We start from the raw sequence: 24,209 nt of genomic DNA, 5'->3' as shown, positions 1-24,209 counted from the left end.
TGCCGCAATGCGGCAACAGCCTGTTCAAAATTGCGTTAATGCGGCCTCTATCACACCGAAGGGTGCGAGGCCTGCACCACGGCAAACGCCGCCATGTTGACCACGCCGCGCGAGGTGACGCTGGGCGACAGGATATGGGCGGGCAGGGCCGTGCCGAGCAGGATCGGGCCGACATGCAGGCCTTCCGTCAAGGTGCGGGTGACGCCGAGCGTGATGTTGGCGGCATCGAGGTTCGGGAAAACCAGAAGGTTCGCTTCGCCCGTCAGCACGCTGTTCGGCATGGCACGCTTGCGCAGCGCTTCCGAAAGGGCCGAACCGCCCTGCATTTCGCCATCCACTTCCAGTTCCGGTGCGGCCTCCTGCACGATCTTCAGGGCGCGGCGCATCTTGCGGGCGCTTTCGGAATCGCGCGAGCCGAAATTGGAATGGCTGGCGAGGGCGATCTTCGGCGTGATGCCGAAGCGGCGGATTTCCTTGGCCGCGAGAATGGCCATTTCCGCCACTTCCTCGGAGGTCGGGTCGTAATTCACGAAAGTGTCGGTGAGGAACAGCGCACCCTGCTGGGTGATGAGCAGGCTGAGGCCCGCGAAGGAACGCACGCCTTCCTGCTTGCCGATGATCTGGTTGACGTCGCGCAGGTGGCGGTCGTAACGGCCTTCGAGGCCGCAGATCAGCGCATCCGCTTCGCCCCGCTTCACCGACAGCGCGCCGATGACGGTCGTGTTGGTGCGCACGATGGTGCGGGCTGCTTCCGGGTTGATACCGACGCGACCGACAAGGGCGAAATAGTCATCGACATAGTCGCGGTAGCGCGGATCGTCTTCCGGGTTGACCACGGCGAAATCCGTATGTGGGCGGATGCGCAGGCCGAAGCGCTTCAGGCGCGTTTCGATGATCTGCGGACGGCCGATGAGGATCGGGATGCCGGTGCCTTCTTCCAGAAGCACCTGGGCGGCGCGCAGTACGCGCTCGTCTTCGCCTTCGGCAAAGATGATGCGCTTCTTTTCGGCGGCTTTCGCGGCATTGAAGACCGGTTTCATGATGAAGCCGGAACGCCAGACGAAACGGTTCAGCTGGTCGAGATAGGCTTCGAAATCGGTGATCGGCCGGGCGGCGACGCCGCTTGCGGCCGCAGCGCGGGCAACGGCTGGCGCAATGCGCAGGATGAGGCGCGGATCGAAAGGCGAGGGGATAAGGTAGTTCGGGCCGAAGACCGGCGTTTCGCCGCTATAGGCCTTCGCGGCCACTTCGGAAACTTCCTCACGCGCGAGTTCGGCGATGGCCTGCACGGCGGCCATCTTCATTTCCTCGTTGATCGTGGTTGCGCCGCAATCCAGCGCGCCGCGGAAGATATAGGGGAAGCAGAGAACGTTGTTCACCTGGTTCGGGAAATCCGAACGACCGGTGCAGATCATCGCATCCGGACGGGCCGCACGCGCCGCCTCCGGCATGATTTCCGGATTGGGGTTGGCAAGCGCCAGGATCAGCGGGTTCTCCGCCATGCGCTCCAGCAGTTCCGGCTTCAGCACGCCTGCGGCGGAAAGGCCGAGGAAGACATCCGCGCCGTCGATGGTTTCGGAGAGAACGCGCTTGTCGGTCTTCTGGGCGTAAACTTCTTTCCACTCGTCCATCAGCGTGTTGCGGCCATCGTAAACGAGGCCTTCAATGTCGTGGACCCAGATGTTTTCTTTCTTCGCGCCCATGGAAACGAGCAGGTTGAGGCAGGCAAGAGCTGCCGCGCCGGCGCCCGAGGCGACGATCTTGACGCTCGAGAGCGATTTTCCGGCGAGTTCCAGCGCATTGGTGACGGCGGCGGCGACGATGATCGCGGTGCCGTGCTGGTCATCGTGGAAGACCGGGATGTTCATCTTTTCGCGCAGCTGGCGTTCCACCTCGAAACATTCCGGCGCCTTGATGTCCTCAAGGTTGATGCCGCCGAAGGTGGGCTCCAGCGCTGCGATGGTGGAGACCATGTCGTTGATGCCGGGCGCATCGATTTCGATATCGAAAACGTCGATGCCGGCGAATTTCTTGAAGAGGACGGCCTTGCCTTCCATCACCGGCTTGGAAGCGAGCGGGCCGATATTGCCGAGGCCGAGCACCGCCGTGCCGTTGGAGATGACGGCGACGAGGTTGGCGCGGGCGGTATATTCCGCCGCCGTTTCCGGATTTTCATGGATGGCGAGGCAGGGGGCGGCAACACCCGGCGAATAGGCCAGCGCCAGATCGCGCTGGTTGCCGAGCGGCTTGGTGGCCTGGATTTCCAGCTTGCCGGGGCGCGGATAGCGGTGGAAAAAGAGCGCCTGTTCCTCGATGTCGGCCTTTGCCGTGTTGGCGGGCGTGTTGTTCTTATCGTGAGAGGTCATTCTTCCACCGTCATGTCTGGTTCAATTCCGGACCCCTGAATACAACAAACTTCCCCGTGGTACAGCCGTTATTTGACCGCACCTTATGCAAATGCGGCCATGGCTTATTCGCGTTTTCGTGAAGGCTTTCGTCATATTCCCTATAAAAACCGGCGTCTGTCATGTTGCTGAAACACGAGTCTGGTTCTGAGAGGTAAGAAAGCCGCAGGGACGCAACCGAACAGGGGGATGAAATCCGTGGCCGGTCAAATCGAAACCAGACAGTTCAGAACGCTTTTCATTTCGGATGTTCATCTCGGCTCCAAGGCGGCCAAGACGGATTATCTGCTCGACTTCCTGAAATATCACGAGGCCGAGACGATCATTCTCGTCGGCGACATTGTCGACGGCTGGCGTCTGCGCCGCAGCTGGTACTGGCCGCAGGGCTGCAACGACGTGGTGCAGAAGCTTCTGCGCAAGGCCCGCAAGGGAACGCGCATCGTCTATATTCCCGGCAATCATGACGAATTCCTGCGGGAATTTCCGGGCATGCATTTCGGCGGCATCGAAGTTGCCGAGCGCATGATCCATGAGGCCGCCGACGGCAAGAAGTACCTGATCATCCATGGCGACGAGTTCGACGTGGTGGTGCGCAACGCCCGCCTGCTCGCCTATCTTGGCGACTGGGCCTATGACGCGGCAATTGCGCTCAACATCGCCATCGCCGCCGTGCGCCGCCGCATCGGCCTGCCTTACTGGTCGTTCTCGGCCTGGGCCAAGCTGCAGGTCAAACACGCGGTCAACTTCATCGGCGAATTCCAGCGCGTGGTGGCCGACGAGGCGCGACGCAACAATGTCGACGGCGTGATCTGTGGGCACATCCACCACGCTGTCATGGAAGACATGGACGGCATCCGCTACATCAACACCGGCGACTGGGTGGAAAGCTGCACGGCGATTGCCGAAAATGCCGATGGCAGCTTCGAGCTGATCACCTGGATGCAGACGAGCGACGTTACCGCCGAACACACATCGGACGAGATGGAGCCGGTGGATATTCCGGGGCTGATCGGGAAGCACGCGGCCTGAGTTGGCGTGTTTGGTTGCAGGCTCACCTGTAAACGAAGTGTTTGGCAAAAATTGTAGCATCCGCATACCGTCATCCCGGCCCTGAGCCGGGATCCAGTGCGATCAAGTCTTTGATCGCGTAAGACCTATTTCTCACGGCGCAGACGCGCCGTGGCTGGATGCCGGATCAGGTCCGGCATGACGGAGGTGAGGCTTTAGAGCCTTCCCAGTAACCTTCCGGTTAGGCACCGGCGAGATGGTGCGAACGCAGCCTCTCGACACCAACCCAGTGCGGACCCTTAGCGAGAGTTCTACCCCCACAATACCGGCCGTGCCGGATAAACCAGCGAACCCTCATAAACCAGCCCCGGCTCACGATCCTGCGCCAGCAGCAGCGGTCCGTCGAGATCGGCGAAGGCCGCGCCCTGCGCCGCGAGCACCGCAGGCGCCATGCCGAGCGAGGTGCCGAGCATGCAGCCGACCATGATGGTGAAGCCGAGCCTTTCGGCCTCAGCCTTCATGACGAGCGCTTCGGTCAGGCCGCCGGTCTTGTCGAGCTTGATGTTGATCGCATCGTAACGGTCGCGCAGGCCGGCGAGGTCCTTCGTGGAATGCACGCTTTCATCGGCGCAGATCAGCACCGGATGGTCGATGCGGGCGAGGATGTCATCCTTGCCGGCGGGTAGCGGCTGCTCGATCAGCGATATCTTCAGTTCTGCCGCAAGCCGCAGATAATATTCGATATTATAATCGTTCCAGCCCTCATTGGCGTCGATGATGATGCGCGCTTCGGGTGCGGCGGCGCGCACGGCCCTGAGACGCGCTTCGTCATCCGCCGTGCCGGTCTTGATCTTCAGCAGCGGGCGGCCTGCGTTTTCCGCCGTTTTCGCGGCCATGGTCTCGGGGTCGGCAAGCGAGATGGTGTAGGCGGTGACGAGCGGCTTTGCCGCCTGTCCAAGGATGCGCTCGGCAACGGTTTTGCCGGTGATCTTGGCTTCGAGGTCCCACAGCGCGCAATCGACCGCATTGCGGGCGGCGCCGGGTTGCATCGCCTGTTGCAGTTCCTGCCGTGTCACACCGCCGGCGATCTGCTCCGCCATCGCCTCGATATCGGCGATGACGCCTTCAATACTTTCGCCATAACGCGGATAGGGCACACATTCGCCGATACCGGTAAAGGAACCATCGCGGATGGTGCACGTTACGACATCCGCGTGGGTGCGGGTGCCGCGTGAAATGGTGAAGCTGCCGGCGACGGGAAAACGTTCCGTTGTGGCTTGAAGGTAACGGGGCATGTTTTTTTCACTTCCGATTGGGCGGCAAAAGACACATGACGCCAAATTTATCACGAATTGTCGGCCGTCACTGTGGCTTGCCGGAGGCCAAAACGTTATGAAACCTTTAAGAATCTCGTGACGGCTGCACTCGCTCGGAGCATTATGCAAGAACAGGACACACGGCAACAGGCGAACCCGGCCGCAATCACCGAAGACGACAGCGTCTCCGGCGGCGGCTTGCGTTTTGTCATGAGCGGTTCCTGGCGCAACAGCAATCTCGCCGGTGTTTTCCCCGGTCTTGAAAAGATCGAAAAGGGCAAATCCGCCGGCCCGGTGGAAATCGATCTTTCTTCCGTCGAGGCCATCGATACGACGGGTGCATGGATCATCCAGCGCCTGCGCAAGGACCTCGAGGCAAATGGCGCCACCGTCACCGTGACGGGCAATGACCGTATCGAAGAGGTCATCGGCCAGTTGCCCGAAAAGGTGGAGATGGAGGGCGAGGCGCCCAAGAAGGTGGGGCTCGCCGAGCGTATTTTTGCGCCCATCGGCAAGGCCGTCATCCAGAACGGCGCGGATTTCCTGGCGGGCATGTATATTCTCGGCTCGGCCGTGCGCGGCGCGCAGATGAAGCTCGGGCGTGGGCGCGGCGTCTCGCCGGCGGCGATCGTCAACCAGATCGACCATATGGGCGTGCGCGCCGTGCCGATCATCATGCTGATGTCGTTCCTGATTGGTGCGATCATCGCCCAGCAGGGTGCGTTTCAGCTGCGTTATTTCGGTGCGGAAGTCTTCGTTGTCGATCTCGTCGGCATTCTGCAATTGCGTGAAATCGGTGTGCTTCTGACCGCGATCATGATCGCCGGCCGCTCCGGCAGCGCCATTACCGCCGAAATCGGCTCGATGAAGATGCGCGAGGAAATCGACGCGCTGAAGGTGATTGGCCTCAACCCCGTGGGCGTGCTGGTGTTTCCGCGGCTGGTGGCGCTCACCATCGCGCTGCCGCTTTTGACCATTCTCGCCAATTTCGCAGCGCTTTTCGGTGCGGCCATCGTGGCCTTTGCCTATTCCGGCATAACCTTCGAGGTGTTCCTGTCGCGCCTGCATGGTGCCGTGGAGGAATCGACCATTGCCGCCGGCATGATCAAGGCGCCGTTCATGGCGCTCATCATTGGCATCGTCGCGGCCGTTGAAGGCATGAAGGTGGGCGGTTCGGCCGAATCGCTTGGTCAGCACGTCACCTCCTCGGTGGTGAAGTCGATCTTCGTTGTCATTCTGGTGGATGGTCTTTTCGCCATCTTCTACGCAGCCATCGATTTTTAGGGAGGGCGCGTTGGAGAAACTGGACCAGAAACCGCATGAGACAAGAACCGGGAAAGACGGCCGCGAGGTGGTGCTTTCCGTCGAGGGTGTGACCGTCGGCTTCAACGGCCGCAACGTGCTCGAAAATCTCGACCTCGATGTCTATCGCGGCGAAATTCTTGGCTTCATCGGCCCCTCCGGCGCTGGCAAATCCGTGTTGATGCGCGCGATCTTGCGGCTGCTGCCACGGCAGGCGGGTGCGATCCGCATTCTCGGCACCGACTACGACAAGGCGAGCGAAGACGACCGCATGATGCTCGACCAGCGGCTTGGCGTGCTGTTCCAGCAGGGCGCACTGTTTTCCGGCCTGACGGTGAAGGAAAACATCCAGCTGCCGATGCGCGAATATCTCGACCTGCCGAAGAAGCTGATGGACGAGCTTGCCTATCTGAAGATCGAGATGGTGGGACTGAAGCCCGATGCGGGCGACAAGTACCCATCCGAGCTTTCCGGCGGCATGATCAAGCGCGCGGCCCTTGCCCGGGCGCTGTCGCTCGATCCCGACCTCGTCTTCCTCGATGAGCCGACGTCCGGCCTCGATCCCATCGGGGCGGCGGAATTTGATATGCTGATTGCGCGCTTGCGCGATTCGCTCGGCCTGACCGTTTATATGGTGACGCACGACCTCGACAGCCTGTTCTCCGTCTGTGACCGCATTGCGGTGCTGGGCCAGAAGAAAGTGCTGGTAGAAGGGACATTGCAGGACATGTTTGCCTGCGACGATCCGTGGGTGCAGTCCTATTTCCGCGGCAAACGGGCCCGCTCTGTCGTTCTTCCGGACGGCAAACACGAAAATCCGGTGGAGTAACAAGAAGCATGGAAACCAAGGCGAACTACACCATAGTCGGAATTTTCACGCTGATCGTGATCGCCGCCGCATTCGGCTTCGTTTACTGGATGGCGGAATTCGGTCGTGGCGGCCCGACGGCGCAGCTTGTCGTGCGTATTCCCGGCTCCGCAAACGGTCTTTCCGTCGGGTCTCCCGTGCGCTTCAACGGTATTCCGGTCGGCACCGTGCGCGGCCTTGCCATTGACCGCGACGACCCGGCCTATTCCATCGCCTTTACCGAAGTGCAGGCCGATGCCCCGGTTTTCCCGTCCACCCGCGCCGTGCTTGAAATTCAGGGCCTGACGGGTGCTGCCTATATCGAGCTTTCCGGCGGTAATAAGGATGGCGAGCGCATTCTGCAGAAAGCTGTCGAAAGCGGCGTTCCGGCCGAGCTGACAGCCGATCTTTCGAGCGTTACCAACCTGCTCGCCACCGCCGACAAGATCCTGAAACGCGCCGATGGCGCCATCGGCGAATTTCAGGGTTTCGTGCAGGATGCGCGCGGCCCGCTGACGCAGACGGTGCGCAATGCCGAGAAATTCTCCGATGCGCTGGCGGCCAATTCCGATGGCATCAAGAATTTCATCGCCAGCCTTAGCTCGCTTTCCACAACGGTACAGTCGGTCTCGGTGCGTCTCGACGGCACGCTGACGGCCATCGAGGATCTGGTGAAGGCGGTGGATGCCGGCAAGATCGATTCCATCCTGTCGAATGTCGACAAGGTGACGAAGGATGTCGCTTCCGCTTCCAGCGATATTCAGGGCATCATGGAGACGGTACAGAGCACGGCGCGCAATTTCGAAGCGGCGAGCACGGAAGTGCAGACCGTGGTGAAGCGCGCGGATGAGCTTCTCGCCTCCGTCGATCCCGCCAAGGTGGGCACCGTGGTCGATGACGTTTCCTCTGCGACCGCCGATGCGCGCGATGCCGTGGCGAACTTCAAACGCATCGCCGACGATGTCGGCGCCCGCCGTGCCGATATCGACCAGGCGGTTTCCGACTTTACCGAAATGGGTCGCAAGCTGAACCTCGCCTCCAGCCGCGTCGACGGCATTCTCGCCAAGGTGGACGGCATGCTCGGCACCGATGACGCCAATTCGCTGTTTGCCAAGGCGCGCGAAACGCTCACCTCCTTCAAGGCGGTTGCTGACAATCTCAATGCCCGTATCGGGCCGATTGCCGACAATCTGACGCGTTTCTCCAGCTCGGGCCTGAAGGATTTCCAAGCGCTGATCGGCAGCACGCGGGTTACGGTCGACAATCTCAACAATGCCATCACCAATATCGACCGCGATCCGCAGCGGTTGATTTTCGGCGGCGAAACCGTGAAACAATATGATGGCAGAACAAGGCGCTAAGAGGGGTATGGGCCAATGACACGATCGATGAACGGCCGTCAGCGACGCGCCCTCATTCTGGCTCCGCTGTTTGCCGCCTTGATGGCCGGCTGCGCGGGTGCGCCGAAGAACGACACTTTCGATCTTTCCGTCTCTTCGGGGGCGGCTACCCAGGGGCCTTCGCTGAAAAGCCGGCAATTGCTGATTGCCGATCCGACCGCCCTGAAGGCGCTCGACAGCGAAAACATCGTGGTGCGCCTTTCCGGCTCGGAGGTGCAATATCTCGGCAATTCGCAATGGAGCGACCGCCTGCCGCGCATGGTGCAGTCCAAGCTGGTGGAAGCCTTCGAGGACACCGGCAAGCTCGGTGGCGTCGGTCGGCCGGGGCAGGGGCTGGCAATCGACTATCAGGTCGTGACCGATATTCGCGCCTTCGAAATCGATACCGCGAGGAACATCGCTAATATCGAAATATCGGTGAAGCTGCTGAACGACCGCAACGGCACGGTGAAGGCGCAGGAAGTGTTCCGCGCCAGCGCCCGCGTCAGCGGTTCCGGCAACGCCAATTTCGTGAAGGCGCTGGATCAGGCCTTTGCCGCCGCCACGCGCGATATCGTGGCCTGGACGCTGAAATCGCTTTAAGCGTTCGGCGTTATTGCCGCCACAGGAAACCGCTTTATGTTCGCGTAGCGCCGGTCACCGATCGGCCTGTGCATAATGGTCCCGATCCGTGAGCCCGATCCGTGAGTTGGTGATGCGATTTCTGCTGCTGCTTTGCCTTATGTTTTCCGCCCTGTCTGGAACGGGCGCCGCCATGGCGGTCGGTCTCCGGCTGATCGACGTTCCAGCCGCGAACGGCAAAGCTGCCATGAAGGCTGCGGTATGGTCGCCCTGCGCGGCCGCGCCGGAAGAGGTCAGGATCGGTCTCTTCCTTTTGCCCGCCGTGCGCGATTGTCCTGTTCCTGAAGGGAAGTATCCGCTCGTCGTCATTTCCCATGGCTTTGGCGGCACCTATTTCAGCCATCGGGACACGGCGGCGGCGCTGGCGGATGCCGGCTTCATTGTCGCGGCTATCAATCACCCCGGAGACAATGCGCTTGAAATGAAAAAGGCGGGCGAGCTTTCCGCGCTGACGGGCCGTCCGGCGGATATTGCCCGGTTGCTGGATCATCTGCTTGAAGGTTTTAGTGACGCCGGTTCCATCGATGCCGGGCGGATCGGCGTCTTCGGATTTTCGCGCGGCGGCTATACCGCGCTGGTGCTTGCCGGCGGCACGCCTGATTTTGCCAATGCCGGGCTGCCCTGTCCCGACCCGCAGGCGCCGATTTGCACGCAGATGCGGCAGAAGACGACATTGCCGCAGCATGGCGGTCAGGATGCGCGTGTGAAGGCTGTGGTTACCGCCGACCCGTTGAATGCCTTTCCCGGCGCGGGCGACCTGAAGAATATCACGATCCCCGTCCAGCTCTGGAGTTCGGAACGCGGCGGCGACGGTGTCGCGCCGCAGGATGTTGCAAGGCTGCGCGACGATCTGTCGGTGAAACCGGACTATCGGATGGTAAAAGGGGCGGGGCACTTTTCCTTTATCGCCCCTTGCCCCGCCGAGATGGAAAAGGCCGTGCCCCAGATTTGCAGCGATGCGGCGGGTTTCGACCGGGCGGGGTTTCACCGCAGCTTCAACGCCGAGGTGGTCAGCTTCTTCAAGGCGTCGCTGCTCTGAGGCGTTGTTCCTTTCCGTGCCGGTCAGGCGGCGTCCTGCTGCGACTTCCATTCCGGCAGCGGGAAAACCCGGTCGTAGCTCCAGTTGAAGACAAAAGCATAGACCACGTAAAACAGCGCAAACGAGATATCCATCACCAGCGCGTGGGCAAGGCTGATATTCAGATACCAGGCGATGAAGGGCATCAGCACGATCAGCAGACCGAGTTCGAACAGCACGGCATGGGCGACCCGGAGGGCGGGCGTCTTCAGCGTCGTGCCTTTCATGCGCTGCATGGCGTGGTCGAAACCGAGATTGTAGACATAGTTCCAGACCGTCGCCAGCGTGGCGCTGACGAGGCCGACAATGCCGATATCTTCCATAGGCATGCCAAACAGCAGCGCGCCCAAGGGAATGACGAGCAGAAGGCCGATGATTTCGAAACTGAGGGCGTGGCGGATACGATCTTGCAGGGAACGCATTTCATTCTCCGGTATGTGACCGGGCCGTCCCGCATGCTGTCGCCGATATGGCCGAGGTCGTCCTCGCGCTGAGGCATATAGAGGTTTTGATCGGAATTTTCAAGCGCGGGCGTTGAGGACAGTCGATGTCACGGGGAGGGCGCCACTTGTTTCTTCTCCCCGCCGGGGAGAAGTCCGCGGCAGCGGGATGAGGGGGCAAGCTCTCCGCATATCTCTGCGCTTGCCCCCTCATCCGACCCTTCGGGCCACCTTCTCCCCGGCGGGGAGAAGAAACAACTGGCAGCACCTTGACCTCTCTCGGAGCAAAGAGAGGGCGATGGGGAACAAGACCGGCGCATTTTCGTTATCGCTCATGGAAGGAGGCGTGCCATGCAGCAGAATTCCTCTGAGGGGAGAACGATAAAGGCCGCCAACACGGCGAAGGTTTCGACTTACACGCCAAGCCTTATTTCTCTTAAGGGAAGTTATGTGGCGATGATATTTCGCAGACCGCTTTGCCGAAATCCGCTGGATGTGCGGAAGAAATAAGGGCGACGGCATTTGCCTGTTGTCTGCCACGCACATCGATGACGACGACTGCCGAAATGATCATGAGCTTTAGATGTCTCTAAAGTGTGATTTTCAATCCGGCCCGTCTCCACCTAGACTGGAGATCGCCACCAGAGCGAAGGGAGAATGACATGAAATCAGTTCTCATTATCGCCGCTGTCTTTGGTTTTTCCGCCAGTGCAGCGCTTGCGGAATGCGCAGGTCATCAACAGATCAACGCTTCCGTTCCTGCCGTAGACCGTGAATTCAAAACCGCAAGCATCGTTCCGCCGACAGATCCGGTGGAAAAGCCAGTCGTCATACTGAAAAAGACCGACCGCCTTCCGCCAGCGGTTGCGACGACCGGTGAACCAGAAGCCGCAATGCAACGCATGCAATAAACACGCACAACAACCTCTTCATTCTAAAAATCCCGTGCGTGAGTTGATCCGCACGGGATTTTGCTTTCGGGAGGAAAGTGGGGCAGCCTCCGCTTTCACAGCGCCACGCTTGCCGGTTCTTTGCATCGGCGAGTAGAGCATTTCCAGTAAAAGTGCGAAGCGGTTTCACGTCCGGAATGCGTAAAAACAAAGAGGTAGAGCACGCCCACCGATTCCGTTTAAACCGGGCGTGCCCTAGCTGTCGAGTTTCAGCGACAGCTGTTTCGGCCCTTCGTTCTTTTTGAGCACGTAAAGCGGCCGGGTGATGATGACTTCCGTTCGCCGTTGCAGCTCGCGCCGCCGCTCGAGCGCGCGTTCGCGCATATCGCGGGAGCGGGCGACAACGGAAAGGGCATTTTCTATGGCTGCGTCTGCTGTGTTCATCGCTGACCTCCATAATGTTCACTTTATGTTCTCATTATTGGTGGCTTGTGTCAACACTATGGCAGGGTTGCCGGCAGGCGGTTTGGCGCCCGGCGCGATGAACGCGGCGCGACGAGCTGCGTCCGGGTGCCGTGCGGGATCGACTTTGCCCACACGTCGGCCTTCACAGCACGAACCTGTTCCGGCAGTGTCGACAGGGACACTCCGAACCTGCTGTGTTGATTTTTGCGATGATGTTTCGATGACGCCGGCGCTGATCCGCCCGGGTTGAGGAGGGTATCAGGAGAGGGGGCGTTGATCCGGCGCGGGAACGCCGCCGGCGGACAATAGATCGGTGAGATGCTCGCTGGCGAGCGCGACGATGGCAAGGGCGGCCTGCTGGCGGTTCCAGCCGGCATGTTCGGCTTTTTCGATCAGCCCGTGAATGGAAGGTTCAAGTGCGAACTGGCACTCGGCCTGATAGTCCATGGTGTCGATCGAAAGCGACGGGGAATTGATTGCGGCCCGCATCCTTTGGTCTCCCTGTTTTCCGTCATGTCCACATACGCGAGACGCAAATCGGAACATGCACATTCAGAGGCCGGTGATATCGGGTTGCTCATGAGGCCCGCATATCACTGGCAGCGAATCCCCCAGCAGGCGGACGTTAGCGGCAAGTCTTGATCGCTGTCAACGCGTGCGCGGCGGCGATGACGTCGCCATCTAAGTTTTCAGAGCCTTCCGTTCCGGAAAGGCTTTCGCCGCCAGATCAGCAGCGCCATTACATAAAGCGCAAAAAGCACGAACCATGTGACGGGCAGCACCATGAAAAGCGCCGCATAAGCGCAATTTCCTTCAAAACAGGAGCCGAGAAATCCGGAATCGGCAAGCGCTGCCGATAATAAAAACGCACATATCCCGCTCCCGACCGCGCCGAGAATGAAAAGCAATATGTTGATGAGCAGTCTCATGGTCCCGATCATAAGGACGATTGAGACAGCTTTGGGGAAACGGGCGGTGCCGCAACGAGATTCCTGTCTCTCGAGGATTTCGTTGCCGGCGGCAGAGGATGGCAATGCGAAAGTGAGGGGCCGCACCGGCACAAGCGATCATGCGATGCTTTAAGTTAGCATCGCAACGTCTTGTCATTTCAGGAAGAATTTGGTGGGTGATGTAGGGCTCGAACCTACGACCCGCTGATTAAGAGTCAGCTGCTCTACCAACTGAGCTAATCACCCGACCGGCACCGTGTGGCGGTGTGAGGGGGCGTATAAAGGGGAAGTTTGGGCTTGTCCAGCGCGGAAATGAAATTTCTTCGATTTTTGTGACGAAAAAATTTCAGTCGCGCTGGAAAAGTCTGGAAATCCGGGGTTTTACGGATTTTTCCTTTTATTCATCCGCGCCTGAAAGCCCGGCCGATAAGGATGAGGATGCAGGCGCCGATGAAGCCGGCGATGAGATAACCAAGCCAACCCGTCAAAACGATTCCAAATACCGAAAGGATGGCGTTGGCGACGATCGCGCCGACGATTCCAAGAAGGATGTTCATGAAAACACCCATATTGCTTTTCATGAATTGTTCGGCGAGCCACCCGGCGACACCACCGATGATGATGGCTGCGATCCAGCCAATGCCAGCAGATTCCATGATTTCCTCCCATGTTGCTGCATCATCAAAGGTGATGATTCTCGTGGTGAAAAGCAAGGCAAACTCCTGAAAACCTCGCTTTATGCGGGTGGTTTTCCGCGCGGCAGGCGCTAAAAAGCCTGATGCGGTGCAAAGAGACGAAAGGCGTGGATGTGCGGTTGATGTTCGGCGGATTGATGTACGGCAGAAGGATGTTCGACGGCCTGGTGCGGGATCGACGGCAAAGGGGCGCCATGGCGGTGATAATGGCCATGGTGCTTTTTCTGGCCGGCGGTCTTTTGTCGGCAATGCCGGCGGCGGCGCAGGGGGAAACAACATCGCCCGCCCCGGTGGCTATCCAGGCCTCGACCGTCGAACAGGCGAGGGCGGAGCTGGAGAAATGGAAGGCCGATGTCGCGGTGATCGCCAAACAGGTGGAAGCGGGCGGCAGCGACGATGCGCAGCTTGTGGACCTGAAGGGCCGCGCCGACACCATTGCCGCCGATGCCGCCGCCGCCAACACCAAGCTGCGCACCCGTCTCGACCAAATCAAGACCCGGCTGGATGCGCTGGGTGCGGCGCCCGCGGACGACCAGCCGCCGGAAGCCAGCATGGTGACGGAGGAGCGAAACCGGCTGACGGCGGAACGGGCCGAGGTGAATGCGATTGCCGGCGAGGTGGAGAGCACGGCCACCAATGCCGCGCAGATTTCCAATAACATCACCGCCGTTCGCCGGGCGCTTTTTGCCGCCACCCTGTTCAAGCGCACGGAGGTTTCGGCGCAGACGCTGGGCGATGCCTCCTCCGCCTTTCTGACCGAATTGACCAACCTCAACAACGCTTTCAGCAGCTGGGCGAGCTTCGTCTGGAATTACAAGCGCCTGCCGATGTTCGGGGCGGTGACGCTGTCGATCATGGCCGCCCTGCTGTTTCTCGTGGGCGGTTACCGGTTTTTCGGCAGCCGCATGGACCGGCGGGCCTTTACGGGCGAGCCTTCCTATCTGAGACGGCTTTCGGTGGCCTTCTGGTCGACCATGGTGCAGTCGCTGTCGCTGTTCCTGTTTCTCGTCACCTCCGCCTTCTTCCTCGATAATTTCAACGTGCTGCGGTCAGACATCGCGCCGATCCTGTTCGGGGCGATGGCGATCACCGGTTTCGTTTATTTCGTCTCGCGGCTGAGCTATGCGATCTTTGCGCCGACGCAGCCGGAATGGCGTCTTCTGAAGGTGTCCAACAAGGGCGCGCACACGCTGTCTTCGGCGGTGCTGCTGATGGCGCTCGTCAATGGGCTCGATTACCTGTTCGGCACGATCAGCGAGACGCTTTATTCGCCGCTGATCGTCACGGTTGCCAAGAGTTTCCTCGCCTCGATCATCATCGGCCTTATCCTGCTGACAGTATCGTTCCTACGGCCGGTGATCGGCGAGGGGCAGGATTACGAGACCGGCAACCAGCGCCTCCCGCGCTGGCTGGTCATCCTGCTGCGGGTGGGCGGCCTCATTCTCATCGGCGCCTGCCTGACGGGTTATGTCGGGCTTGCACGCTTCCTCGCCACGCAGATCGTCGCCACCGGCGCGGTGCTGGCGACGATGTATATCGGCATTCTCTCCGGCAAGGCGATTTCGCGACAGGGCGCGTTTGCAGAATCGCTTGCCGGCCGTTATCTCGCACGGCGTTTCGGTCTCGGCGTGGTGGCGCTCGATCAGGCCGGCCTTGCCGCGGGGCTTGGCATTTATGCCGTCGCGCTTGCCTTCGGCGTGCCGCTCATCCTGTTTTCCTGGGGCTTCCAGCCGGGCGATATCGAAAGCTGGGCCTATCGCCTGTTGACCGGGATAACCGTCGGCAATGCCTCCATTTCGCTGATCAGCCTCTTCGGCGGCGTCCTCGTCTTCGCCATCGGTTACATTGTCACCCGCTGGTTCCAGAAGTGGCTGGACAATAACGTCATGGCGCGCGGCCAGGTGGATGCCGGGGTGCGCAACTCGGTCAAGACCGGTATCGGTTATCTCGGTATCGCGGTGGCGGCCATCTTCGGTGTGTCTTCGGCCGGTCTCAACCTCTCCAGCCTGGCGCTGGTGGCGTCGGCCCTTTCGGTGGGTATCGGTTTCGGCCTGCAGAACATCGTCTCCAACTTCGTCTCCGGCCTCATCCTGCTGGTGGAGCGCCCCTTCAAGGTGGGCGACTGGGTGGTGACGGGCACGACGGAAGGCACCGTCAAGCGGCTTTCCGTGCGCGCCACCGAGATCGAAACCTTCCGCGGCCAGTCGATCATCGTGCCGAATTCGGAGTTCATCAATTCCTCGGTCGGCAACTGGACACACCGCAACCGCATCATGCGCGCGGAAATTCCCGTTTCCGTCTCTTACGATTCCGATCCGCAGAAGGTGATGGATATTCTGCTGGAACTGGTGCGCGCCCAGCCGCCGGTGCTGCGCAATCCCGAGCCGCATGTGGAGTTTCTGCGCTTTGGCGATTTTTCGCTGGATTTCGAACTGCGTTTCCACCTTGCCGATCTCTCCAACGGGCTTGGCGTGAAAAACGCGCTTCGTATCGCAATCCTCCAGCGCTTCCGGGAGGAGGGGATCGACATCCCGTTCCCGCAGCGCAACCTCAACATCCACGTGGAAGGCGACGCCAACCCGCAGATGCTGGCGGCGCTGCTTTCGGAGGAGGGCGACAAGGCGGTGGTGGCCCATACGGGTGCGGCAACGGCAGAGAAAGAGGCCTCGAAGAGCGAGAAGCCGACTGAGCCGAAGGAGAAACCCGGCGCGAAAGCGTAGATCGCTGTTGCTTGTGGACGTCGAGTTCCGGGCAGCGGGACGAGGGGGCTAGGGTAGACGTATTTAGACAGCTTGCCCCTCATCCGACCCTTCGGGCCACCTTCTCCCGGCGGGGAGAAGAAACGAGCGGCAAAGCTGTGCTGCATTCATCCGGCGTGCTCCGCATTTTCTTCCCTGTCGCAGCACCCTATGGCCATGTCGCAATCAGGCGGCTGAACAACCCGCAAGCGCTTCATATTCCTCCCATCCAATGTCGGCGGAATAAGGCAAGGCCGGCGCTTTTCAGGGGTTCTGTAAATGAAGACACATGCACGGGCGGTGGTGATCGGTGGCGGCGTCGTTGGCGTTTCGACGCTTTATCATCTTGCCAAGAAGGGCTGGAGCGACAGCGTGCTCATCGAGCGCAAGGAGCTGACTTCGGGTTCCACCTGGCATGCGGCCGGGCTTCTGCCGCTGTTCAACATGAGCTATTCGGTTGGCCAGATTCACAAATATTCCGTGAAGTTCTATGAGGAGCTTCAGGAAGAGACCGGCATGAATGTCGGCTTCTCCAAAGTCTCGAATATCCGTCTCGCCCGCACCAAGGATCGCTGGGACGAATATATGTATTATGCCGGCATCGCCGAGACCATCGGCGTGCGCGTCAACATGCTGACGCCGGAGCAGGTGAAGGAAATCTGGCCGCTCTGCGAGACGGACGGTCTGCTCGGCGCCATCCAGCATCCCGATGACGGTTATATTCAGCCTGCCGATCTGACGCAGGCGCTCGCCAAGGGCGCGCGTGATCGCGGGGCGACCATCTATCGCAACACCACCGTCACCGCCATCGAGCAGCTGGAAGACGGTCACTGGAAGGTGACAACCGACAAGGGCGAGATCATCGCCGAGCACATCATCTCCTGCACGGGCTCCTTTGCCCGCAAGACCGGCGAGATGGTCGGCATCAACATTCCGGTCATTCCGGTCGAGCACCAATATATCGTCACCGAGCCGCACCCGGCCATCCAGGAGCGTCGTCGCCAGGGCTTACCGGAAATGGGCGTGCTGCGCGAATCCGACTCCGCCTGGTATATGCGCGAGGAAGCGGGCGGCCTGATCCTCGGTCCTTATGAAGTCGGCGCGCCGGTCTGTTATGTCGACGGTCCCTCCGATGACAGCGAATATGAGCTGTTCCAGGAAGAACTCGACCGCCTGATGCCGCATATCGAAACCGCCATGGTGCGCGTTCCGGCCTTCGGCGAAGTGGGCATCAAGAAGGTCTATAACGGTGCTATCGCCTATACGCCTGATGGCAACCCGATTGTCGGTCCCGCACCGGGCCTCAAGAATTTCTGGCTGAACGAAGGCCATTCCTTCGGCATCACCGCTGCCGGTGGCGCTGGCTGGCAGCTGGCGGAATGGATCGTCGATGGCGAGCCGACGCTCGACCTGATGGGGGTCGATCCGCGCCGCTTCGGCCCTTACGCAACGGAAGGTTACCTCATCGCCAAGAACGAGGAAGCCTATGCCAATGTCTTCACCATGCATTACCCGGACGAAGAGCGCTCCGCCGCCCGCCCGCTGAAGACGACGCCGGTCTATGACCGCCTAAAGAAGCTCGGCGGCGTGTTCGGCTCCGTCTATGGCTGGGAGCGCGCCAACTGGTATGCACCGGAAGGTTATGCGCTGCGCGAGGAAGATCTCGGCGTGGGTGCCGATGTCATCACCAGCCACAATCACGCGCCGGCCCTGGATGACGGCCGTATCGTTGAGAAATGGTCGTTCCGCCGCTCGAACTATTTCGAACATGTCGGCAACGAGGTGAAGAATGTCCACCAGAATGTCGGCGTGCTCGATATGTCGGCCTTCGCCAAGATGGAGGTCTCCGGCCCCGGTGCGCGGGCATGGCTGGACAGCATTCTCGCCAATGCGGTGCCGAAGAAGCGTGGCCGTATCGCGCTCACCCATCTTCTGACGCCGAACGGCGGTGTGAAGGCGGAATTCACGGTCTATGAATGGGCGCCGGGCCGCTTCTACATGGTTTCGGCCGGTGGTCTCGAAGCCCATGACCACGACGTACTGTTCCGTCTGGCACCGACCGATGGCTCGGTTGTGCTGCAGCCGATCACCCAGAAATACGGCGTGCTGGTTCTGGCCGGTCCGAAGTCGCGTGATCTGCTTAAGAAGTTGACCCGCACCAGCCTTGAGAACAAGGACTTCCCCTGGCTCACCGGCAAGCAGATTTCCGTCGGCGTTGCAACGGCGCATGCGCTGCGCGTCAACTTCGTGGGCGAGCTTGGCTGGGAACTGCACCACCCGATCGAGATGCAGAACTACATCTTCGACCGGCTGATGGAAGCGGGCGCTGAATTTGGCATCAAGCCTTTCGGTATCCGCGCCATGGTGTCGATGTCGCTCGAAAAATCCTATCGCAACATGGGTCGCGAGCTTTCGGTCGAATACAACGCCTATGAATCCGGTCTTGACCGCTTCCTGCGCCCGGAGAAGAGCTTCATCGGCCGTGATGCGCTGGTGGCTTACAAGGAGGCCGGCGTGAAGTGGGTGTTCTCGACGCTCACCGTGTCAGGCAATACGGATGTCGATGCGCGCGGTTCGGAGGCAATCGTCGATGAAAGCGGCGCGCTTGCGGGCCGCGTGACGAGCGGCGGTTTCGGCTGGCGTCTCGGCAAATCCATCGCGCTCGCCATGCTCAAACCGGAATATGCGGCCGTGGGCACCAAGCTCAAGATCCGCATTCTCGGTACGTCCTATGATGCCGAAGTGGTGGAAGAAAGCCCGTTCGACACGGACAATGCGCTTCTGCGCGCCTGAGACAAAATACCCCTCCCAAACTCGGAATACGGCCCCTCGCGGGCCGTGTTTCCGTTTAGGTAAGCATGTGCTCAACTGCTTTTCCGGCAAAAGTGTTATTAATGATTTTGAAAAATGAGCCTGCTATCTTTCCCTGACATACGATGGGGGATCGGGGCAGAATGAATTTTCTAGGCATTACGGGCATGCAATATTCTGGCGTGCCTTTTACCAACAGCCGCATCTTGCTGGCGGAAGATACCAATGTGTTCACCCAGATGGTGAGCATGCGCCTGAAGGAACTGCTGGGCGTTACCGTGGAAGTGTGCCGCAATTTCGAGGAATTGCAGGCCTGTTACGAGCATTCTCCCGAACCGGTGACGCTGGCGATTTCCAACATCAACCTGCCGGGGGCGGAAAAGGGCGAGGCGCTGGAATATCTGATCGATCTTTCGATCCCGACCATCGTTTTCACCAGCACTTTTCATGAGGCGACGCGCGAAACGCTGATCGCCAAGGATGTGGTCGATTATATTCTGAAGGACAATATTTTCGCCGTGGATATGCTGACGGAATCCGTCTGCCGCTTTCTCACCAACCATCGCCATCACGTGCTGATCGTCGATGACAGCCCGACGGCGCGGGCGCTGCTTTCGAGCCGTCTCAAGCGTTATAATTTCCGCGTCAGCCTGGCCGACAGCGGTGCGAAGGCGCTCGATATTCTGAAGGCCAATCCCGATATCGGCCTCGTGGTGACCGATTACAACATGCCCGATATTGACGGCTTCGAACTGACACGGCGCATCCGCACCATGCGCGGGTCGCATGAGCTGCGCATCATCGGGGTGTCTTCCTCCACCAACCGGCTGCTTTCCGCGCGGTTTTTGAAGGCGGGCGGCAATGATTTCATGCTGCGCCCCTTCATCGACGAGGAGTTTTATTGCCGGGTCAACCAGAACCTCGATACGCTGGTGCAGATACAGCTGGCGAAAGCGGGGGTAAGGCCGGCGGCCTGAACCCAGGCTTTCCCCGTTAAAGCTGCGATTCCAGCGGCAGGAAGCGCATGATACCGGCGACGATGCGGCGGCTGATGGCGGCGTCGGGTTCGCGCCGGTATGTCCTTGTCCGCCCCTGTTCTTCCGTCATCCAGACGATGTGCCTGCCTTTGTCGATTTCCAGCTCGAAGCTCATGGTGCGACGGATTTCGCCGGCGAATATCTCGTCCATACAGGCAACCAGCGGCGCCGAGTTGAAGACGACGCCCATTTCCGTATTCAGCGAGGCGGAACGCGGATCGAAATTGAGCGAACCGATATAGCCGGTCCTGCCATCGCGGGTGAAGGCCTTGGTATGCAGGCTCGCCTGTCCCGAGCCGCGCAGGGTGAAGTTCGACTGATCCGCCTGCGCGCGCAGCTCGTGCAGGCGCACCCCGCCGGAGAGAAGCGGTTTTCGATAGCGGGCATAACCGGCGTGCACGGCGGCCACATCTGTCGCGGCCAGCGAATTGGTGAGGATGGCGACCGACACGCCGTTTTCTGCGAGCTGTTGAAATATCCCCACACCCTGTTTGCCGGGAATGAAATAGGGGGAGGTAATGTGCAGGCTGTCGCTTGCCGCCTGCATCAGCGGCAGCAGGCTTTCCATCAGGAAGTTATGACCCTTGCGGCGTTTGCCCGCCGCCTTTTCCGGCGGGTCGGCGAGGATATCCGCCGCCTCGACCCAGTGCAGACGGTCCGACATCAGGAAATGGTCGCGGCCATACTGGCTATCGACGCGCTCCAGATAGGGTTTTGCCGCTTCGCTTTTCGGCAGGGCATCGAGTTCGCGCCGCAGCTTTGCGAGTTTGCTCGGTCTGCGCGCCAATAGCGAACGCACGGGCACGGAAACGGCGCTGTTCCAGTAATCGTCGAAGATTTCCGTGGCGTCGGCGACGATGTTGCCGAAGCCGAGAATATCGAAATCGTGGAAATTCGCCCGCTCGGCGGCGTCGAAATAGGCGTCGCCAATGTTGCGCCCGCCGACGATCACGGCCCGGCCATCGGCAATCCAGGCCTTGTTGTGCATGCGCCGGTTGACGCTGCGGAAGCGCAGTACCAGCTCGATGCTTCGATGCAGAATGTTTTCCCGCGCCCGGGTAGGGTTGAACAGGCGCAACTCTATATTCGGATGGCTGTCGATGGCGTGGAAGATGCGGTCGGAGATGGAGACGCCGAGATCGTCGAGCAGCAGACGCACGCGCACGCCGCGATCGGCGGCGGCGATGACTTCACGCATCATCAGCCGTCCGGTCAGGTCGGCATTCCACATGTAATACATCAGGTCGAGGCTGCGCCCGGCGGCACGCGCCGCCGCCACGCGCACCGCAAAGGCATCGAGGTTGGAATGCAGCAGGCAGAGCGCATTTTTCTCGTTCCAGCCGTTTCTTATCGATTGCCAGTGCCGGTCCAGCGTCGTCGCGTCTTCGGCAAGGGGCAGGGCGGTGGAGGGGCGCTTGGGAATGGCCTTTTCCCGCTGTTTGCCGATGACGACAAACAGGCTCGGTCCAATGACCATAAGAAGAATGATGATGAAGACCGTAAATGCAGTCACTTGTTTTGATCGCTCCCGGCCCGAAGAGTATCAGGCGGGATGAAAACGCGCGAGGGAAGAAAGCGTTCACGGCACCTCGTGCCATCAGCGTGAAAAAGACGCGTTTTCCACGCGCCGAAAGGGCTTGTGAATCACATAAGCGTGTGCTTATGTGTTGCTATGACAGAGAACGATATTTTCCGGGCGCTGGCCGATCCGACGCGCCGCGCCATTTTCGAAAGGCTGGCGGATGGCGCCATGAACGCTTCCGCCCTGCGTGAGGGGATCGAGATCAGCCAGCCGGCCATGTCGCAGCATCTTTCCGTGTTGCGCGGGGCAGGGCTGGTGGTCGAGAAGCGGCAGGGCCGTTTCGTCAATTATGAGGTGGATCCGGACGGGCTGACGCGCATTGCGGCCTGGCTCGGCAAATATCGCGCCTACTGGCCGCAGCGCATTGAGGCTCTCAAACTCCTGCTGAAGGATATGGACCAATGAACAGGCAGACACCGGAAGCGCCGAAAAACGGCATCGAGCTTGAATATGATCTGGACGAGCCGCCGCAAAAGGTCTGGCGCGCCATCAGCATTCCGGCGTTTCGTGAAAACTGGCTGCCGAAGGAGGCTTTGGCGGAGCCCGATGCGATCGATATCAAGCCCGGTGAGGAGGTTCGCTACCGGCTGCGCGAGGATAATCCGTCATTTCTGGAAAGCACCGTCACCTTCAGGATCGCGGCGAATGCCCATGGCGGCACCAGCCTGCGCATCATTCATGACCTGCCCGTCAATACCGGCCGGATGATAAAGGCCGCCGCAAACCACAACGGTTCGCCGATCAAGCTCGCCGCCTGATCCGTAACCTTCCCCGACATTTCAACGACAGGAGTTCGCCGATGCGCGAAGCGATGCAACTCGTCCCTATGGTAGTCGAACAATCGTCAAGGGGAGAAAGGTCTTTCGATATCTATTCCCGGCTGTTGCGGGAAAGGATCATCTTCCTCAACGGCGAGGTGAACGATGCGGTTTCGGCGCTGGTCTGCGCGCAATTGCTGTTTCTGGAGGCGGAAAACCCGAAGAAGCCGATCCATCTCTATATCAATTCGCCAGGCGGTGTGGTGACCAGCGGTCTCGCCATGTATGACACCATGCATTATATCCGCGCACCGGTTCATACGCTCTGCATGGGAACAGCCCGCTCCATGGGATCGTTTCTGCTGATGGCGGGTGAACCGGGCGAACGGAGCGCCCTTCCCAATGCCAGCATCCACATTCATCAACCGCTGGGCGGTTTCCAGGGGCAGGCGTCGGACATGCTGATCCATGCCGAAGAGATGCGGCAGACCAAGCACCGTATGACGCGGCTTTATTCCGAACATTGCAAACACAGCTATGAAAAATTCGAAGCGGCCATGGACCGCGATTTTTTCATGACGGCGGAGGAAGCCCAAGAATGGGGCCTGATCGATCGCATTCTGGGCGTTCGTGAGAATATCGCGGCATAAGCCAGACGGTTATTCGGATTTCCTGCATATATTGGCGCCCACAGGCGGGACCTCCAGACTGCGCCGGTCCAATTGTGCAAGTACCTCGCCGAAACCGAAGCGGGATGTCCAGCCCAGACCCTCTGCGGCGCAAGCGGGCGAATAGATCCGGTCAATCGTTGCCGGCAGCGCCCATTCCCTTTGCGTGAAAGCGTCGGCGAGGGCCGGGGTCCGCTGCCGGAGAACGGAAGCGGCATCCTTGGCGAGGCTGTCGCAGTCATCGGCGGAAAACGGGGTGGTTGCCGATATGATATAGCGCTGGAAATCGTCTCCCGCATTGGTCAGCGCCAGCACATGGGCATCGGCGACATCGCGCATATCGACGCCGCGATGCAGCCACTCGGCCCGGCCTCGTAATTTTCTGAAGCTGCACCATGCTGTGTTTGCTTGGAAAGTGCGGGGAACTGAGCCGGTGTCACCTCTCAGTGCCAATCACTTCAGAACGCCATGAACCTGAGAAATAGCCCGGATCAGGACACAACAAGCGCCATATTTGACCACTCTCTCTACAGCGAAACTTACGCTCGGTCGGCTCAAAAAAAATAGTCTTATCTTCTACGATTTCTTCGCACTCTCCTCTTTTTACTTGCTCTTCGAGCCAAGCTAAAAATCGCCGATATTCGCTTAAGCTTCTGAAGGAGAAAATTTCTTCCCAATCACAGTTTTTCATTGTTTTATTCAGTTAGGATTCATGGGCTGATGATATGCCAGACCAATTTTCACAAATTCAAGTTTCCGGAAGCAAAATCCAGAAAAAAATCATATATACTCACGTCAAAAACCTTGTTAATGTTCGGACCTATAATGCACATTCTACTTTCCGAATAAAATAGAGTGTCCATATATATATAGTTTCCAAATCCATCTTCTGAGATCGCAATTAGACTTGGCCGCTCCGCCCCCACCTGTTTCCATTCTCTCAATTGTTGAGTCACTGAAACAACGTTTTGCCAAAGGGGCGGATCGTTATTTTCGGCGCTAGGTAAGCCGAATATCGTGAAGCCATCAGCCAACACAGCACCATACGTTCTTAACAAATCCGCGTATTCTAGGGGGAATTGGACACCCAACTCCGCTTCTGCGTGTTGAATTTCATGAGTCTCAACTGGTCCTGAAATTTGCCCCTCGTAGCATAGTGCATCAAACTCTTTGCGTCGTGTTGTCACCAAAATTCTCC

25 protein-coding genes and 1 tRNA gene are annotated in these 24,209 nt (G+C 59.6%); 13 read left to right on the top strand and 13 right to left on the bottom strand.

The features are described from left to right. Window positions 1-50: 50 nt before the first annotated feature. Window positions 51-2,366, bottom strand: a complete 2,316-nt coding sequence (locus tag BTE54_RS15630; RefSeq protein WP_078053050.1) for an NADP-dependent malic enzyme — start codon at window positions 2,364-2,366, stop codon at window positions 51-53. A 228-nt stretch (window positions 2,367-2,594) separates the two neighbouring features. Here BTE54_RS15630 and BTE54_RS15625 point away from each other — a divergent pair, with 228 nt between their 5' ends. Further along, a complete protein-coding gene (locus tag BTE54_RS15625; RefSeq protein ID WP_161988019.1) occupies window positions 2,595-3,434 on the top strand; it encodes a UDP-2,3-diacylglucosamine diphosphatase in 840 nt (279 codons plus the stop codon). 290 nt (window positions 3,435-3,724) lie between these two features. Here the strand turns inward: BTE54_RS15625 and dgcA are convergent, their stop codons facing one another. Next, window positions 3,725-4,708: an N-acetyl-D-Glu racemase DgcA gene (dgcA, locus tag BTE54_RS15620; RefSeq protein ID WP_078053049.1), complete on the bottom strand. Its 984-nt coding sequence runs from the start codon at window positions 4,706-4,708 to the stop codon at window positions 3,725-3,727. 144 nt (window positions 4,709-4,852) lie between these two features. Between dgcA and BTE54_RS15615 the strand changes: the two genes are divergently transcribed. From BTE54_RS15615 to BTE54_RS15595, 5 genes are all read left to right on the top strand, one after another. Next, a complete protein-coding gene (locus BTE54_RS15615) occupies window positions 4,853-6,013 on the top strand; it encodes an ABC transporter permease (RefSeq protein ID WP_065656138.1) in 1,161 nt (386 codons plus the stop codon). Between the two features lie 10 nt (window positions 6,014-6,023). After that, entirely contained in the window at window positions 6,024-6,860 is an 837-nt protein-coding gene (locus BTE54_RS15610) for an ABC transporter ATP-binding protein (RefSeq protein WP_003502972.1), read from the top strand. Between the two features lie 8 nt (window positions 6,861-6,868). Beyond that, window positions 6,869-8,239 (top strand): MlaD family protein, encoded by a 1,371-nt coding sequence (locus BTE54_RS15605; RefSeq protein ID WP_078053048.1) that lies wholly within the window; start codon window positions 6,869-6,871, stop codon window positions 8,237-8,239. 15 nt (window positions 8,240-8,254) lie between these two features. Then, window positions 8,255-8,860, top strand: a complete 606-nt coding sequence (locus tag BTE54_RS15600) for an ABC-type transport auxiliary lipoprotein family protein (protein WP_078053047.1) — start codon at window positions 8,255-8,257, stop codon at window positions 8,858-8,860. A 112-nt stretch (window positions 8,861-8,972) separates the two neighbouring features. After that, window positions 8,973-9,938 carry a dienelactone hydrolase family protein gene (locus tag BTE54_RS15595; RefSeq protein WP_078053046.1) on the top strand — a complete coding sequence of 322 codons (966 nt, stop codon included), beginning with the start codon at window positions 8,973-8,975 and terminating at the stop codon, window positions 9,936-9,938. Between the two features lie 23 nt (window positions 9,939-9,961). Here the strand turns inward: BTE54_RS15595 and BTE54_RS15590 are convergent, their stop codons facing one another. Further along, window positions 9,962-10,399, bottom strand: a complete 438-nt coding sequence (locus BTE54_RS15590) for a PACE efflux transporter (protein WP_078053045.1) — start codon at window positions 10,397-10,399, stop codon at window positions 9,962-9,964. Between the two features lie 680 nt (window positions 10,400-11,079). Between BTE54_RS15590 and BTE54_RS15580 the strand changes: the two genes are divergently transcribed. After that, window positions 11,080-11,328: a hypothetical protein gene (locus BTE54_RS15580; RefSeq protein WP_078053044.1), complete on the top strand. Its 249-nt coding sequence runs from the start codon at window positions 11,080-11,082 to the stop codon at window positions 11,326-11,328. Window positions 11,329-11,562: 234 nt separating this feature from the next. Here BTE54_RS15580 and BTE54_RS15575 read toward each other — a convergent pair whose 3' ends face one another. The 6 genes from BTE54_RS15575 to BTE54_RS15555 form a co-directional block, all read right to left on the bottom strand. Continuing rightward, complete coding sequence (locus BTE54_RS15575) at window positions 11,563-11,751, bottom strand: hypothetical protein (RefSeq protein WP_003524758.1); 189 nt, start codon at window positions 11,749-11,751, stop codon at window positions 11,563-11,565. Window positions 11,752-11,807: 56 nt separating this feature from the next. Further along, the gene (locus tag BTE54_RS24980) at window positions 11,808-11,954 is read right to left on the bottom strand and encodes a hypothetical protein (protein WP_158080269.1); all 147 of its coding nucleotides are present in this window, start codon (window positions 11,952-11,954) and stop codon (window positions 11,808-11,810) included. A 76-nt stretch (window positions 11,955-12,030) separates the two neighbouring features. Further along, the gene (locus BTE54_RS15570; RefSeq protein WP_003524760.1) at window positions 12,031-12,261 is read right to left on the bottom strand and encodes a hypothetical protein; all 231 of its coding nucleotides are present in this window, start codon (window positions 12,259-12,261) and stop codon (window positions 12,031-12,033) included. Between the two features lie 200 nt (window positions 12,262-12,461). Further along, the gene (locus tag BTE54_RS15565; protein ID WP_020810465.1) at window positions 12,462-12,713 is read right to left on the bottom strand and encodes a hypothetical protein; all 252 of its coding nucleotides are present in this window, start codon (window positions 12,711-12,713) and stop codon (window positions 12,462-12,464) included. 179 nt (window positions 12,714-12,892) lie between these two features. After that, window positions 12,893-12,968, bottom strand: a tRNA-Lys gene (locus BTE54_RS15560). A gap of 155 nt (window positions 12,969-13,123) precedes the next feature. Continuing rightward, on the bottom strand, window positions 13,124-13,378 hold the full coding sequence (locus BTE54_RS15555; protein ID WP_003524764.1) for a GlsB/YeaQ/YmgE family stress response membrane protein: 255 nt from the start codon (window positions 13,376-13,378) through the stop codon (window positions 13,124-13,126). A 122-nt stretch (window positions 13,379-13,500) separates the two neighbouring features. On the opposite strand from BTE54_RS15555, the gene BTE54_RS15550 reads away from it, so the two are divergent. The 3 genes from BTE54_RS15550 (at window position 13,501) to BTE54_RS15540 (ending at window position 19,943) form a co-directional block, all read left to right on the top strand. Then, window positions 13,501-16,137, top strand: a complete 2,637-nt coding sequence (locus BTE54_RS15550; RefSeq protein ID WP_143240726.1) for a mechanosensitive ion channel family protein — start codon at window positions 13,501-13,503, stop codon at window positions 16,135-16,137. Between the two features lie 297 nt (window positions 16,138-16,434). After that, window positions 16,435-18,948 (top strand): FAD-dependent oxidoreductase, encoded by a 2,514-nt coding sequence (locus BTE54_RS15545; RefSeq protein WP_065654977.1) that lies wholly within the window; start codon window positions 16,435-16,437, stop codon window positions 18,946-18,948. A gap of 161 nt (window positions 18,949-19,109) precedes the next feature. Further along, complete coding sequence (locus BTE54_RS15540) at window positions 19,110-19,943, top strand: response regulator (RefSeq protein WP_065655037.1); 834 nt, start codon at window positions 19,110-19,112, stop codon at window positions 19,941-19,943. 16 nt (window positions 19,944-19,959) lie between these two features. Here BTE54_RS15540 and BTE54_RS15535 read toward each other — a convergent pair whose 3' ends face one another. Next, window positions 19,960-21,516: a phospholipase D family protein gene (locus BTE54_RS15535; RefSeq protein ID WP_065654978.1), complete on the bottom strand. Its 1,557-nt coding sequence runs from the start codon at window positions 21,514-21,516 to the stop codon at window positions 19,960-19,962. A gap of 159 nt (window positions 21,517-21,675) precedes the next feature. Here BTE54_RS15535 and BTE54_RS15530 point away from each other — a divergent pair, with 159 nt between their 5' ends. From BTE54_RS15530 to BTE54_RS15520, 3 genes are read left to right on the top strand one after another with little or no spacing between them, the layout of a single operon-like run. After that, window positions 21,676-21,990: a metalloregulator ArsR/SmtB family transcription factor gene (locus BTE54_RS15530; RefSeq protein WP_065654979.1), complete on the top strand. Its 315-nt coding sequence runs from the start codon at window positions 21,676-21,678 to the stop codon at window positions 21,988-21,990. Then, window positions 21,987-22,343: an SRPBCC domain-containing protein gene (locus BTE54_RS15525; protein WP_065654980.1), complete on the top strand. Its 357-nt coding sequence runs from the start codon at window positions 21,987-21,989 to the stop codon at window positions 22,341-22,343. The genes BTE54_RS15530 and BTE54_RS15525 overlap by 4 nt, the downstream gene beginning before the upstream one ends. 41 nt (window positions 22,344-22,384) lie before the next feature. Next, window positions 22,385-22,993 (top strand): ATP-dependent Clp protease proteolytic subunit, encoded by a 609-nt coding sequence (locus BTE54_RS15520; RefSeq protein ID WP_065654981.1) that lies wholly within the window; start codon window positions 22,385-22,387, stop codon window positions 22,991-22,993. Window positions 22,994-23,002: 9 nt separating this feature from the next. Here the strand turns inward: BTE54_RS15520 and BTE54_RS15515 are convergent, their stop codons facing one another. The 3 genes from BTE54_RS15515 to BTE54_RS15510 all read right to left on the bottom strand — a co-directional run bounded on the left by BTE54_RS15515 (window position 23,003) and on the right by BTE54_RS15510 (window position 24,198). Further along, window positions 23,003-23,350, bottom strand: coding sequence for a hypothetical protein (locus BTE54_RS15515; RefSeq protein ID WP_223215635.1), 348 nt, complete (start codon window positions 23,348-23,350; stop codon window positions 23,003-23,005). 97 nt (window positions 23,351-23,447) lie between these two features. Then, a complete protein-coding gene (locus BTE54_RS24975) occupies window positions 23,448-23,702 on the bottom strand; it encodes a hypothetical protein (RefSeq protein ID WP_125145652.1) in 255 nt (84 codons plus the stop codon). 49 nt (window positions 23,703-23,751) lie between these two features. Then, on the bottom strand, window positions 23,752-24,198 hold the full coding sequence (locus BTE54_RS15510) for an SMI1/KNR4 family protein (RefSeq protein ID WP_065654982.1): 447 nt from the start codon (window positions 24,196-24,198) through the stop codon (window positions 23,752-23,754). Window positions 24,199-24,209: the final 11 nt, after the last annotated feature.

The organism is Agrobacterium sp. YIC 4121 (assembly GCF_002008205.1).
GTDB classification, from domain to species: domain Bacteria; phylum Pseudomonadota; class Alphaproteobacteria; order Rhizobiales; family Rhizobiaceae; genus Agrobacterium; species Agrobacterium leguminum.
The sequence above is the reverse complement of the archived record's forward strand: the minus strand, read 5'-3'. Positions and strand labels throughout refer to the sequence as shown.

Excerpts from the sequence above, each read along its gene's own strand:
- BTE54_RS15630 (WP_078053050.1), bottom strand. The coding sequence starts at position 2,366 with ATGACCTCTCACGATAAGAACAACACGCCCGCCAACACGGCAAAGGCC.
- BTE54_RS15625 (WP_161988019.1), top strand. The coding sequence starts at position 2,595 with ATGAAATCCGTGGCCGGTCAAATCGAAACCAGACAGTTCAGAACGCTT.
- dgcA (WP_078053049.1), bottom strand. The coding sequence starts at position 4,708 with ATGCCCCGTTACCTTCAAGCCACAACGGAACGTTTTCCCGTCGCCGGC.
- BTE54_RS15615 (WP_065656138.1), top strand. The coding sequence starts at position 4,853 with ATGCAAGAACAGGACACACGGCAACAGGCGAACCCGGCCGCAATCACC.
- BTE54_RS15605 (WP_078053048.1), top strand. The coding sequence starts at position 6,869 with ATGGAAACCAAGGCGAACTACACCATAGTCGGAATTTTCACGCTGATC.
- BTE54_RS15600 (WP_078053047.1), top strand. The coding sequence starts at position 8,255 with ATGACACGATCGATGAACGGCCGTCAGCGACGCGCCCTCATTCTGGCT.
- BTE54_RS15595 (WP_078053046.1), top strand. The coding sequence starts at position 8,973 with ATGCGATTTCTGCTGCTGCTTTGCCTTATGTTTTCCGCCCTGTCTGGA.
- BTE54_RS15590 (WP_078053045.1), bottom strand. The coding sequence starts at position 10,399 with ATGCGTTCCCTGCAAGATCGTATCCGCCACGCCCTCAGTTTCGAAATC.
- BTE54_RS15580 (WP_078053044.1), top strand. The coding sequence starts at position 11,080 with ATGAAATCAGTTCTCATTATCGCCGCTGTCTTTGGTTTTTCCGCCAGT.
- BTE54_RS15575 (WP_003524758.1), bottom strand. The coding sequence starts at position 11,751 with ATGAACACAGCAGACGCAGCCATAGAAAATGCCCTTTCCGTTGTCGCC.
- BTE54_RS15570 (WP_003524760.1), bottom strand. The coding sequence starts at position 12,261 with ATGCGGGCCGCAATCAATTCCCCGTCGCTTTCGATCGACACCATGGAC.
- BTE54_RS15565 (WP_020810465.1), bottom strand. The coding sequence starts at position 12,713 with ATGATCGGGACCATGAGACTGCTCATCAACATATTGCTTTTCATTCTC.
- BTE54_RS15555 (WP_003524764.1), bottom strand. The coding sequence starts at position 13,378 with ATGGAATCTGCTGGCATTGGCTGGATCGCAGCCATCATCATCGGTGGT.
- BTE54_RS15550 (WP_143240726.1), top strand. The coding sequence starts at position 13,501 with ATGCGGTGCAAAGAGACGAAAGGCGTGGATGTGCGGTTGATGTTCGGC.
- BTE54_RS15545 (WP_065654977.1), top strand. The coding sequence starts at position 16,435 with ATGAAGACACATGCACGGGCGGTGGTGATCGGTGGCGGCGTCGTTGGC.
- BTE54_RS15540 (WP_065655037.1), top strand. The coding sequence starts at position 19,110 with ATGAATTTTCTAGGCATTACGGGCATGCAATATTCTGGCGTGCCTTTT.
- BTE54_RS15530 (WP_065654979.1), top strand. The coding sequence starts at position 21,676 with ATGACAGAGAACGATATTTTCCGGGCGCTGGCCGATCCGACGCGCCGC.
- BTE54_RS15525 (WP_065654980.1), top strand. The coding sequence starts at position 21,987 with ATGAACAGGCAGACACCGGAAGCGCCGAAAAACGGCATCGAGCTTGAA.
- BTE54_RS15520 (WP_065654981.1), top strand. The coding sequence starts at position 22,385 with ATGCGCGAAGCGATGCAACTCGTCCCTATGGTAGTCGAACAATCGTCA.
- BTE54_RS15515 (WP_223215635.1), bottom strand. The coding sequence starts at position 23,350 with ATGCGCGATGTCGCCGATGCCCATGTGCTGGCGCTGACCAATGCGGGA.
- BTE54_RS24975 (WP_125145652.1), bottom strand. The coding sequence starts at position 23,702 with ATGAAAAACTGTGATTGGGAAGAAATTTTCTCCTTCAGAAGCTTAAGC.